Below are 12,629 nucleotides of genomic sequence, written 5' to 3' on the forward strand. Positions count from 1 at the left end.
GGGGCTCGTAAGAGCCCCTTGGAAACGACCTGGCCAGCGCCCTCAGGCAGCGACTTCAGTCTGGAACTGCTCTTCCTCGGTGGAACCGGTCAGCGCGGTCACACTGGAGGCGCCGCCCTGGATCACCGTGGTCACATCATCGAAGTAACCGGCGCCCACTTCCTGTTGGTGCGAGACGAAGGTGTAACCCTTTTCACGGGCAGCGAATTCCGGCTCCTGCACCTGCTCCACGTAATGGCGCATGCCTTCACCACGGGCGTAGTCGTGGGCGAACTTGAAGGTGTTGAACCAGTTGATGTGGATGCCGGCCAGGGTGATGAACTGGTACTTGTAGCCCAGCGCGGCCAGCTCGTCCTGGAACCTGGCGATGGTCTTGTCGTCCAGGTTCTTCTTCCAGTTGAACGAGGGCGAGCAGTTGTACGACAGCAGCTTGCCGGGGCTGGCAGCATGCACGGCCTGGGCGAACTCGCGGGCGAAGCCCAGGTCCGGGGTGCCGGTCTCGCACCACACCAGGTCGGCGTGCGGGGCGTAGGCGACGCCGCGGCTGATCGCCTGCTCCAGGCCGTTCCTGACCTTGTAGAAGCCCTCGCTGGTGCGCTGGCCGGTGATGAACGGTGTGTCGTTCGGGTCGAAGTCGCTGGTCAGCAGGTTGGCGGCTTCGGCATCGGTGCGGGCCAGCACGATGGTCGGCACACCCAGCACGTCCGCCGCCAGGCGCGCGGCGGACAACTTCTGGATCGCCTCCTGGGTCGGCACCAACACCTTGCCGCCCATGTGGCCGCACTTCTTCACCGCCGCCAGCTGGTCCTCGAAATGCACCGCGGCGGCGCCGGCGACGATCATGTTCTTCATCAACTCGTAGGCGTTCAACACGCCACCGAATCCGGCCTCGCCATCGGCAACGATGGGCAGGAAGAAGTCGATCGCATCCTCGGCCTTGACCTTGCCGTCGATGATGTTCTTCCACTGGATTTCATCGGCGCGCTGGAAGGTGTTGTTGATGCGGCGGACCATGGTCGGCACCGAGTCGTAGGCGTACAGCGACTGGTCCGGGTACATGGTTTCGGAGGTATTGCCGTCGGCGGCCACCTGCCAACCGGACAGGTACACCGCTTCCAAACCAGCCTTGGCCTGCTGCATGGCCTGGCCGGCGCTGATCGCACCGAAGGCGTTGACGTAGCCCTTCTTCGAGCCGCCATTGACCAGTTCCCACAGGCGCTCGGCGCCGCGCTTGGCCAAGGTATGTTCCGGCTGCACGCTGCCGCGCAGGCGCACCACGTCAGCGGCGCTGTAGGTGCGCTTCAAGCCCTTCCAACGCGGGTTGGTGTCCCAGTCCTGCTGCAGGGCGGCGATCTGTTGCTGGTAGCTGCTCATCGTGTCGTCCTCAAAAAGTGGTGCGTACGTAAGGGGAAGGGTCAATCGATCTGCTGGTAGGCAGGCAAGGTCAGGAAGTCGGTCAACTCGTCGGCACGGCTGAGCTGGTCGAGCAGGCCGATGGCCTGGGTGATGCGGCTGCCACCGGGCAGTGCGGAGGTATCGCCAAGGCGTGTCGGAAGCGCGCGCAGGGTGCTGGCAAGCAGCGCGAAATCGATCGCGGTGCCGTCGTCCAGGTGCTGGTTGCCCGCATGCAGCCATTGCCAGATCTGGCTGCGGCTGATCTCGGCGGTAGCTGCGTCTTCCATCAGGTTGTGGATGGGCACGCAGCCATTGCCGTCCAGCCAGGCGGCCAGGTAGCGCACGCAGACCTCGACGTTGTTCTCGAAGCCGGCACGGGTAACGGTGCCGCTGCACGGCGCGATCAGTTCATCGCGGCTGGCCTGCACGTCACGGCGCAGCACCTGATGCTGGTTCGGGCCGGACATGTGCTCGTCAAAGATCGCGCGGGCCACCGGGATCAGCGCCGGGTGCGCCACCCAGGTGCCATCGTGGCCGGCGGTGACTTCGCGCAACTTGTCGGCACGCACCCGCGCCATCGCCTGCTCGTTGGCGGCGGCGTCGTGGTTGATCGGGATCTGCGCGGCCATGCCCCCCATTGCATGTGCGCCACGGCGGTGGCAGGTCTTGATCAGCAGTTCCGAATAGGCCTTCAGGAACGGCTGGGTCATCGTCACCTGGCCGCGTTCCGGCAGCACCTTGTCGGCGTGGCGGCGGAAGGTCTTCAGGTAGGAAAAGATGTAGTCCCAGCGGCCACAGTTCAGGCCGACGATGCGGTCGCGCAGCACGTACAGGATCTCGTCCATCTCGAACACCGCCGGCAGCGTCTCGATCAGCACGGTGACCTTGATCTGCCCATGCGGCAGGCCAAGCATGCCTTCGATGTGCGACAGCGCGGTCTCCCACAGCGCCGCCTCTTCCATTGACTGCAGCTTGGGCAGGTAGAAATAGGGGCCGCGGTCCTTGTCCATCAGGGTCTGCGCGTTGTGGAAGGCGAACAGGGCAGCATCGAACAGGCCGCCGGCAATCGGCTGGCCGTCGATCAGCACGTGCTTCTCGTCCAGGTGCCAGCCGCGCGGGCGCACGATCAGCACCGCCTGCTCTTCGAACGGGCGCAGCGTGTAGTGCTTGCCCGGGCCCTTGGCGGTGGCCGGCGCGGTGAAGTCCAGATCGCCGCGCACCGCCGCCTTCATCGTCTGCTGGCCGGCCAGCACATTGCGCCAGGTCGGCGAGGTCGAATCCTCGAAGTCGGCCATGAACACCTTGGCGCCGGAGTTCAGCGCGTTGATGACCATCTTCGGGTCGGTCGGGCCGGTGATCTCGACGCGGCGGTCCTGCAGCGCGGCCGGGATCGGCGCCACGCTCCAGTCTTCCTCGCGGATGGCACGGGTGTCGCTGCGGAAATCCGGCAGGCCGCCCTGGTCGAAGAAGGCCTGGCGCTCGCGGCGGGCCACCAGCCGCGCCTGCCGGCCCGGCTCGACCGCACGGTGCAGCGATACGAGCAGGCCCAGCACGCCGGCCGGCAGCAGCGCGGACTGGCCGGCCAGCTGGGTGGTCAGGGTGATGCCCGGGGTCGGGCGGGGGGCGGACTGCTGGGCAACGACTGCGTGGGCGACGGCGGACATCGGAGGTTCCTGCGTATGTCGGGGACTCCAACGTGCCGTCGCAGGGAGGTATTTAACAAAACAGTTTTTGCAATGTTATCTATAAGTTGTGCTAATACTGGCTTTAAGATGCCCACCAAGCCGCCCGTAACCCCGCGTTTTTCCTACAAGTCTGATCGGCTCAAGCCGCTGCGGGCGTTCCTGCAGACGGTGCGCCTGGGCTCGGTTTCGCGTGCTTCGGAAGCGCTTTTTGTCAGCCAACCGGCAGTGAGCCTGCAGCTGCAGGCGCTGGAACGGGAGCTGGGAGTGGTGCTGTTCGAACGCAGCGGACGTCGGCTGGTGCCTACCCGCGAGGGTCAGCTGCTGTACGACATGGCGCAGCCGCTGGTTGAAAGCCTGGACGGGCTGCTGCCGCGTTTCCGCGAAAAGGTCAGCGGGTTGGATGCGGGCGAGCTGAACATCGCCGCAAATTCGTCGACCATCCTGTATCTCCTGCCGAAGATCGTCGAAAACTTTCGCCAGCAGCACCCGGATGTGCGTCTGACCCTGCACAACGCGATCAGTGCCGACGGCACCGACCTGCTGCGCAGCGACGCCGCCGACCTGGCCATCGGCTCGATGATGGATGTGCCGGCCGACCTCAGCTACGCACCGGTCTACCGCTTCGACCAGGTACTGATCACCCCGCCCGACCACCCGCTGGCTAAGAAAAAGAACCTGACGCTGGAAGACCTGTCGCCGTGGCCGCTGATCCTGCCGCCGCGCCGGCAGATCACCTGGCGACTGGTCGACCTGGTGTTCCAGCAGCATCGCGTGCCTTACACGGTAGCGCTGGAAGTGGGCGGCTGGGAGGTGATCAAGCAGTACGTGGCAATGGGCATGGGCATCAGCATCGTCACTGCCCTGTGCCTGAACGACAGCGACCGCGACAAGCTGGCGACGCGGGCGATGAGCGATTACTTCCCTTCGCGCAGCTATGGCGTGGTGGTGCGACGGGGCAAGGTGCTGTCGCCGCAGGCGCGCGCATTTGTCGAGCTGATCCAGCCGGATCTGTTTGCGCCGCGGCAGTACGACGATACCGGGCATTCGGAGCGGTAGATCCTGCATCGCGAGCCAACGGCACAACAGTTGGTCGACAGCACCGCAGCCGCCTAGACTGCGGCCATGTCTTTGGAACTCCGCCACCTGCGTTATTTCCTGGCCGTCGCCGACACCTTGCACTTCGGCCGTGCCGCCGAGCGCCTGGGCATGTCGCAGCCGCCGCTCAGCCAACAGATCCGGCAACTGGAAACCCTGCTTGATGCACAGCTGTTCGTGCGCAGCCATCGTCGCGTGCAGCTCACACCAGCAGGCGAAGTACTGCTGGAACAAGCCCGCGACATCCTGCAGCGCATGGACAAGGCAGTCGACAGTGTGCAGCGCGCACAACGCGGCGAAAGCGGCGAGCTGCGCATCGGCCTGACCCGTGCGACACCGCTGTCACCGCAGATCCCGCGCGCGATCTACGCTTACCGGCAGCAGCACCCACAGGTGCAGATGCAGCTGCGCGAAATGAACAGCCTGCGCCAGATCGATGCCCTGCTTGCCGACGAATTGGACGTGGGCATCATCCGCAAGCGCGTGCTGCCCGACGAACTGGTTGCACAGCACCTGTTCGACGATCCCTTGGCACTCGTCGTGCATGCAAGCCACCCGGCGCTGCGCGGCAAGGATCCGGCAACGGCACGTTTGTCGTTGAAGCAATTCGCACTCGACCCGTTTGTCGGCTTCTCACGCGATTCGGGTGCAGGCATCCACGACCATGTGATCACCCTGTGCCGCAATGCCGGCTTCAGCCCCCGCATCGTGCAGGAAGCGGGCGAGTCATCGACCTTGATCAGTCTGGTCGCTGCCGGGCTTGGCGTATGCATACTGCCCTCCTCCTGCGGCCACATTCAGGTGGAGGGCGCGTGCTTCGTGGAATTGGCCGATCGCGGCGCGGCATCCGAGATCCAGTTGGCATGGCGGCGTGAAGCAGTGACGCCGTTGTTGCGGCAGTTCATTGCACTGTTGAAGCGGGAAGTGGCGGGTTGAGGGGGAGAGTAGCAGCGGGAGCAAGGGCAAAAGCAAAAGCACCCCTCCCCAACCCTCCCCTGCGCTCCGCGCAAGGGAGGGGGCGAAGCTCAGCACCCTCCCTTTGCCGCAGGCAAGGGGAGGGTTGGGGAGGGGTGCTTCTGGCTTCTGGCTCTCAGCTCTTCGCCTCAACCAACACCAGACCCGCCCCCTGCTCCAGCCGACGCCACAACCGCCAGGCTGCACCGACACCCGCTAACGTCAGCATCAAGCAGAAAGCGCAGACGCCGATCCAACCCCAGTGCGTATAGAACACACCGCCGACAGCGCCCAATACGCTGGAGCCCAGGTAGTACGAAAACAGATACAAGGCCGACGCTTCAGCACGCAGTGCACCTGCGCGCACACCCACCCAGCTGCTGGCCACCGAATGGCCGCCAAAGAACCCAAACGTCGCCAGCGCGATACCCATGGCCATCGCAGGCAACCACGGCATCGCCAGCAACACGGTGCCTGCCAGCACCAGGCCGAATGACAAGGCCAGCACCGGTCCTCGTCCCAGGCGATCGGCAAGCTGTCCCATCCACGCCGAACTGACGCTGCCCACCAGATACACGGTGAAGATCAGCCCGACCACGGTCTGGCTCAAGCCATACGGCGGTGCCAGCAGGTGGTAACCAAGGAAGTTGTAGAGCGTCACGAACACGCCCAGCAGCAGGAAGCCGCAGGCAAACAACCACGGCAACGCCGCATCGCGGAACAGTCCGGCAAAGCGCGCCGGCAACTGCATTGGCTCGGCACGCTTGGCGCGGAAGTGGCGCGATGCCGGCAGCTGTGTCCACAGCGCCACGCTCGCCAACAACGCAATCACGCCAACTGCGGCGATACCGACGCGCCAACCCCAATGGTCAGCCACCACACCGGCAATCAAGCGCCCACTCATCCCGCCAACCGCGTTGCCGCCGATATACAGGCCCATCGCCAGCCCCAGCGAGCGGCTGTCCATTTCCTCGACCAGCCAAGTCATCGCAACAGCTGGCACGCCACTGAGGCTCAGGCCGAGCAAGGTGCGCAGCAGCAGCAAGGTGTTCCAGTCATCGGTAAGCGCGGTGCCCAGCGTCAGCAACGCGGACGTCAACAGCGAAGCCACCATCACCGGGCGCCTGCCGATGCGATCGGAGACGATGCCCGCTACCAACATCGCCACGGCCAACACGCCGGTGCTAACCGACAAGGCCAGCGCGCTGTTGCCGGCGCTGATGCCGAAATGGGTGCTGAAGCCCGGCAGCAGCGGCTGCACGCAGTACAGCACGCCAAAAGTAGCGAAGCCGGCCATGAACAAGGCCAGCACCGCGCGCCGGAACTCAGGCGTGCCCTGGCGGATGTGGGGATGTTCGGCTGCCGTGTTCGGCGACGTGATTGGCGCCAATGATTCGTTGCAGCTTGCGGTGTTGCTGGTTTCGGGTTGCATTGCATCTTGGCCTGCAACGGCAGGCCGGCTTATTGGGAGTGCCGGAAGCATGAACCTGTGGATCGAGTCGATCCATAACCTGCTGTGTACGGTTTGATATCTAAAGTGTATTAATTCAGCGTCTGCAGCACCGCAGTACCTGGAACAAGCATCGAAGCACATCCCTTCTCCCGCCTGCGGGAGAAGGTGCCCCGCAGGGGCGGATGAGGGGAGCTTTGGGCTTTGGGCTTTGGGCTTTTGGCTTTTGGCTTTTGGCTTTTGGCTTTTGGCTTTTGGCTTTTGGCTTTTGGCTTTAGCTATTGATCATGGTTTTCCAGGTAGAAGCTTTCCCTCACCCCAACCCCCGCTCCGCGCCCCGGCCCTTGCGCTGGCGCAAGGACGTTCGACGGGCAACGAACCAGTGGTTCGTAAGCTGCCCCTCTCACCCCGCAAGCGGGAGAGGGGCTTGAGCAAAAGCTTGAGCAGGCGCTTCGCGCCTCAGCAATCACAGCCCTTCCAGCCCGGCTGCTTGCTGGTCTGGCCAATGCCCGGGTTGAAGGTGTTGCTCGGGTCCAGCTGCTGGTAGAACTGCGCCAGCGCCGGCTTGGCCGGATACAGGTGACCGACGTTGTGCTCGGCCGGGTACTCGGCACCGCGTTCGTCCAGCAGCTTCCACATGGCGTGTTCGATCGCCATCGGGTCTTCACCCTTGCGGGCGATGTAGTCTTGATGAAAGACATGGCACAGGAAGTGCCCGTAATAGAGCTTGTGTAGCAAGCGCGCATCCAACTCGGCCGGCAGCTGCTCGAACCACGCGCGGTCGTCGCGGCGCAGAGCGATATCCAGTGCGACGATGTCCTGTACCTGCGCACGATGCACTTCGCGGTAACGCACCGCCGCGCCAGCCACTGCGAACCTGTGCAGGAATGCCTTGCGACCTTCGTCCGGCGTGCAGTGGAAGTAGCCGCCTTCATGCCCGGCGAAGAAGCCGCGCAACCACTGCTCGGTCGCCGCCGCATCCTGTGCGGAAACCTTGACCAGCAAGTGGTGCTCATAGCGCTGGCGGAACTCACCCATGCGCTTGGGAAGATGCGAGGGCAACAGTCCGGTCAGCAGCTGCATCGCGTGATCGGTGACACCACGCAGGCCCAGTCGCTCGAACCAGCCATCAACCCGGCTCTTCAAGGCGAATGCCGCCGGCACCCGTGCGGTGCCCAGCTTGTCGATCAGCAGGAAGGTGTCCTTGCCGTAGCGCTCACCGATGTCATAGGCGACGCGATGGATATATTCACCGGAGATCGGCAGGCGCTCGAAGCCGGTCAGCAGCTGGCGACGGATCGCGGTGAGGCTTTCAGTGCTGTTGCTGCCGATATAGAAGACCTCGGACGCTTCCTTGGCGAAAGTATCCAGGCGCACCGCGAATACGGCCAGCTTGCCAGCCGAACCCGCTGCTTCGTAATGACGGCTGGGGTCGGCGTTGAAACGCGCGGGCGTTGCCGCGTCCACCTGCCGTACCTGCTCGGCATAGCGCGGATCGGAGCCGGCACGCTCACCATCAACACGCACATCGGCAGGCTGGTAGTCGCCGGCCTGCAGGCGCTGCAGGATTTCTTCCGGCGTGTCACCCAGGGCAATGCCAAGATGGTTCACCAGCTGCAGGCGGCCATCGCCATCCACCTGCGCGTACAGCGCCATCTCGGTATAGGCCGGCCCACGCCGCACCAGCGAGCCACCGGAGTTGTTGCAGACACCGCCCAGCACCGAGGCACCGATGCACGAGGAACCGATCACCGAATGCGGCTCGCGCCCCAATGGCGCCAAGGTCTGTTCGAGCCGGTCCAAGGTAGCACCGGGCAGGCACAGCACCTGCCGCCCTTCATCGAGCAGCTGCACGCCGGTCAGCCGCAGCGTGCTGATCAGCACGATCGGCCGACCATAGTCGTTGCCATCCGGCGTCGATCCTCCGGTCAGGCCGGTATTGGCCGCCTGCAGGATGATCGCCGCCCCGCCCTGCACCGCTGCCTGCAAGGCGCGCCACATCTCCAGCAGGCTTCCCGGCCGCACCACCGCCAGCACCGCGCCATCGCCGAAGCGGTAGCCCTTGCGGAAGCGGCGCGTGGCCTTGTCGCCGGTCAGCACATGGGCGTCACCAACGGCTGTGCGCAGCTGCGCCAACAGTGCCTCGTTCGCACTCATGCCAGGTTGACCAGCGAATCGCGGCTGATATCGGCAATGCGACGTGCACCGGTCAACGTCATCGCCACGCGCATCTCCTTGGCGATCAGGTCCAGCAAATTGGCCACGCCGGCCTCGCCCTGCGCGGCAAGCGCGTAGACGAAGGCTCGGCCGAGCAGCACGCTGTCAGCGCCGAGTGCGAGCATGCGCACCACGTCCAGACCGGTGCGGATGCCGGAGTCGGCGAGAATTTTCAGATCGCCCTGTACTGCATCGGCAATCGCCGGCAAGGCGCGTGCGGTGGACAGCACGCCATCCAGCTGGCGACCACCATGATTGGAAACCACGATGCCGTCGGCGCCGAAACGCACCGCGTCGCGTGCATCATCCGGATCAAGTATGCCCTTGATCACCATCGGGCCTTTCCAGAACTCGCGGATCCATTCCAGATCCTTCCACGAGATCGACGGGTCGAAGTTGTTGCCCAGCCAACCGATGTAATCCTCCAGCCCGGTCGGGCTGCCGCGATAGGCGGAGATGTTGCCAAGATCATGCGGACGGCCGAACAGGCCCACGTCCCAGGCCCAGCGCGGATGGGTCATGGCCTGGCCGATGCGGCGCATTCCGGCATTCGGGCCACTCATGCCCGAATGCGCATCGCGGTAGCGCGCGCCCGGCACCGGCATGTCCACGGTAAACACCAGCGTGGTGACACCGGCTGCCTGCGCGCGCTCCAGCGCGTTGCGCATGAAGCCACGGTCGCGCAGCACATACAGCTGGAACCACATCGGTCGCTTGATCGCTGGTGCCACTTCCTCGATCGGGCATACCGACACCGTCGACAAGGTGAACGGAATGCCGCGGCTGTCCGCCGCACGCGCCGCCTGCACTTCGCCGCGGCGCGCATACATGCCGGTCAGGCCGACCGGCGCCAGCGCAACCGGCATCGCCAGCTTCTCGCCGAACAACTCGGTTTCCAGGCTGAGCTCGGACATGTCGCGCAGGATGCGCTGGCGCAGCGCGATGTCGGACAGATCGGAAACATTACGTTTGAGCGTGTGTTCGGCATACGCGCCGCCATCGATGTAGTGGAACAGGAACGGCGGCAGACGACGCTGAGCGGCCGCACGGTAATCGGTGGAGGCGGAGATGATCATGGGTCAACCGTGGGGAGAAGGAAGCCGCGAAGCGCGGGCACGCCGCGCCTCGTCTTCATCGAGCGTGCGCAGCGTTGTGTGCACGAACTCAAGATGGGTGTGCGCTGCGGCACGCGCACGCTCGGGGTCGCCGGCCAGTACCGCATCCATCATTTCGCGGTGCTGGTCAGACAGAGGGGAAAACGTTGTCGATGCGGTGTAGAGCTTCTCGCGGCTTTGCGAGATATTGGTCTGCAGCAGCTCGAACAGGCCGCGCATCACCTGCAGCAGCACCAGATTGTGCGAGGCCTCGGCGATGGACAGGTGGAAAGCCGCGTCGGCGCGCGCTTCGCCGGCCGGATCGTCCTTGCCATGTGCATCCATCATGGTCTGGAAGGCCTGCGCGATGCGTGCGCGGTCCTCGTCGGTAGCCCGCAACGCCGCATGCCAGGCGGTTGCGCCTTCCAGCGCGTGACGGATTTCCAGCACGTCGAAACGGTATTCCGGATCACCCTGGAATAGCGGCAGATACGGCACCAGCGGTTCATCCAAGGCCTGCCGTGCACGTGCAGCCGGCTCGGCCACATAGGTGCCACCGCCAACCCTCGCCACCAGCAAACCCTGGCTGCCCAGCTGAGCAATCGCCTCGCGCAGCGCCGTGCGCGAGACCCCGAGCTGCACCGCCAGTGCGCGCTCGGAAGGCAGCCGGTCACCCGGCTGCAGTTGTTGTTCGTCCACCAGCACGCGCAGCTGCGCGGCCACCTTGTCGGAAATACGTTGCGTACTCATGCCGACATTGTGGCCCGAAGCTGCACTGGGTTGGCGGATGCGGGCGACCATGGCTCAGGGAATCATCCAGGTGAGCCAGTAGGCCTGCGCGGTGGTGATCAGGCCGACCATCACCGTGAAGATCAGACTGTGCTTGACGGTGAAGCGGAACAGGTCCGATTCCTTGCCGGCCAGGCCCACCGCCGCACAGGCAATGGCGATGGACTGCGGCGAGATCATCTTGCCGGTGACGCCGCCAGTGGTATTGGCCGCGACCAGCAACACCTCGGACACACCGATCTGCTGCGCCGTAGTCGCCTGCAAGGCAGAGAACAAGGCATTGGACGAGGTGTCCGAACCGGTCAGGAATACGCCCAGCCAGCCCAGGAAGGGCGAGAAGAAGGTGAATGCCTTGCCCGTATGCGCAAGCGCCAAGGCCAATGTCGCCGACAAGCCGGAGTAGTTGGCGATGAAGGCGAAGGCCAGCACCATGCCGATGGAATAGATCGGCATCTTCAGTTCATTGACGGTCTCACCAAAGGTGCGCACCGCCGCACGTACCGGCATGCGCAGGTAGATGATCGCAATCACCGCCGCCAGCATGATCGCGGTGCCGGTGGCCGAGATGGCATCAAACTTGTACACGGCCTCGTAGGCGGTGGGCGCGTTCACGATCGGCGGCATCTTCTGCACCAGCTGGTCCAGGCCCGGCACCGGCAGCTTCAGCACCCAGTTCTCCAGCGGGCCGCCGGCAGCGAACAAGGCCTTGAACGGCTTGATGCTCCACAGCGTGACCATCGCGGTGAGGATCAGGAACGGCGACCACGCCTTGGTGATCTGGCCGGCGCTGTAACGCGGCGCGGCCGATGCCTGTGCGGCAGCGTCGGCACTGGCGTCTGTTTCGAAGCGGAAAATGCGCTTGGGCTGCCAGCGGCGCAGGAACAGCGTCAGGCACACCAACGATGCCAGCGACGCAGTGATGTCCGGCAGTTCGGGGCCGATGAAGTTGGAGGTCAGGTACTGCGCGATGGCGAAGGAACCACCGGCAACCAGCACCGCCGGCCAGGTTTCCTTGATGCCGCGCCAGCCATCCATGATGGCCATGATCCAGAACAGCACGATGATGGTCAGGAACGGCAGCTGGCGGCCGGCCATCTGCCCGATCTCGAACGCATCCAGGCCAGTGACCTGGCCGGCGACGATGATCGGAATGCCCATCGCGCCGAAGGCCACCGGTGCGGTGTTGACGATAAGACACAGGCCAGCGGCATACAGCGGCTTGAAGCCCAGCCCGACCAGCAACGCGGCGGTGATCGCCACCGGTGCGCCAAAACCTGCGGCACCTTCGAGGAAGGCGCCGAAGGCGAAGCCGACCATCAGCATCTGCAGGCGCTGGTCTTCGGTCACCGACAGGATCGAGGCACGGATGATGGCGAACTGGCCGGTCTTGACCGACACCTTGTACAGGAACACCGCGCCAATGATGATCCAGGCAATCGGCCACAGCCCGTACAGGAAGCCGAAACCGGCTGCACCCAGGGCCTGCGACACCGGCATGCGATAGAACAGCAGTGCAACGGCCAGCGCGATGGCGACGGTGATGGTGCCGGCCAGCCAGCCCTTCATGCGCAGCACGGCCAAGGCAACGAAGAAGAAAGCGATCGGCAACAGCGCGATCAGGCTGGACAGCCAGAGGTTGCCAGCGGGGTCGTACAGTTGTTCCCAGGGCTGCATGCAGGTTCTCGTCAAAGGCGAAAGGCGGCCCACCCGCAGGTGGCGTGGCGGCGGTCGCAAATATTGGTATTACCAATATTCAATCTGTCTGACCAACGAACCGCGATTGAATCGCCGTTTCCGCGAAGATCCTATTAGACCATAGGGTTAGTGAAGATATTTGGTATTACCAATGTTTGGAATTTGTAGGAGCGGCGTAAGCCGCGAAGCCAGCGCCAATCCCCCCCCCCTCGGGCCGGTGTCGGATACCCATCTGCCGCTGGCGGCGAAGGTATG

The 12,629-nt window shown here is 64.4% G+C and carries 9 protein-coding genes; 2 read left to right on the forward strand and 7 right to left on the reverse strand.

What is annotated here, in order from left to right; genetic code table 11:
* Positions 1–42 precede the first annotated feature (42 nt).
* Together aceA and aceB are read right to left on the reverse strand one after the other, a co-directional pair.
* Positions 43–1,374 (reverse strand): isocitrate lyase, encoded by a 1,332-nt coding sequence (gene aceA / locus QMX78_RS08120; RefSeq protein WP_282268278.1) that lies wholly within the window; start codon positions 1,372–1,374, stop codon positions 43–45.
* Positions 1,375–1,415: 41 nt separating this feature from the next.
* Entirely contained in the window at positions 1,416–3,059 is a 1,644-nt protein-coding gene (gene aceB / locus QMX78_RS08125) for a malate synthase A (RefSeq protein WP_282268280.1), read from the reverse strand.
* Positions 3,060–3,167: 108 nt separating this feature from the next.
* Between aceB and QMX78_RS08130 the strand changes: the two genes are divergently transcribed.
* Both QMX78_RS08130 and QMX78_RS08135 read left to right on the forward strand, forming a co-directional pair.
* Positions 3,168–4,136: a LysR family transcriptional regulator gene (locus tag QMX78_RS08130; RefSeq protein ID WP_282268282.1), complete on the forward strand. Its 969-nt coding sequence runs from the start codon at positions 3,168–3,170 to the stop codon at positions 4,134–4,136.
* Between the two features lie 66 nt (positions 4,137–4,202).
* Positions 4,203–5,111, forward strand: coding sequence for a LysR family transcriptional regulator (locus QMX78_RS08135; RefSeq protein WP_282268283.1), 909 nt, complete (start codon positions 4,203–4,205; stop codon positions 5,109–5,111).
* 154 nt (positions 5,112–5,265) lie between these two features.
* Here QMX78_RS08135 and QMX78_RS08140 read toward each other — a convergent pair whose 3' ends face one another.
* The 5 genes from QMX78_RS08140 to lldP all read right to left on the reverse strand — a co-directional run bounded on the left by QMX78_RS08140 (position 5,266) and on the right by lldP (position 12,353).
* Positions 5,266–6,561, reverse strand: coding sequence for an MFS transporter (locus QMX78_RS08140; protein ID WP_282268285.1), 1,296 nt, complete (start codon positions 6,559–6,561; stop codon positions 5,266–5,268).
* A 477-nt stretch (positions 6,562–7,038) separates the two neighbouring features.
* Positions 7,039–8,736 (reverse strand): D-lactate dehydrogenase, encoded by a 1,698-nt coding sequence (gene dld, locus QMX78_RS08145; protein ID WP_282268287.1) that lies wholly within the window; start codon positions 8,734–8,736, stop codon positions 7,039–7,041.
* Positions 8,733–9,872: an FMN-dependent L-lactate dehydrogenase LldD gene (lldD, locus tag QMX78_RS08150; protein ID WP_282268288.1), complete on the reverse strand. Its 1,140-nt coding sequence runs from the start codon at positions 9,870–9,872 to the stop codon at positions 8,733–8,735. Before lldD ends, dld begins: the two co-directional genes overlap by 4 nt.
* A 3-nt stretch (positions 9,873–9,875) precedes the next feature.
* Positions 9,876–10,640 (reverse strand): transcriptional regulator LldR, encoded by a 765-nt coding sequence (gene lldR, locus QMX78_RS08155; protein ID WP_282268290.1) that lies wholly within the window; start codon positions 10,638–10,640, stop codon positions 9,876–9,878.
* 54 nt (positions 10,641–10,694) lie between these two features.
* Positions 10,695–12,353 (reverse strand): L-lactate permease, encoded by a 1,659-nt coding sequence (lldP, locus tag QMX78_RS08160; RefSeq protein WP_282268292.1) that lies wholly within the window; start codon positions 12,351–12,353, stop codon positions 10,695–10,697.
* Between the last annotated feature and the right edge of the window lie 276 nt (positions 12,354–12,629).

The organism is Stenotrophomonas sp. PS02298, assembly GCF_029959445.1.
Taxonomy (GTDB): domain Bacteria; phylum Pseudomonadota; class Gammaproteobacteria; order Xanthomonadales; family Xanthomonadaceae; genus Stenotrophomonas.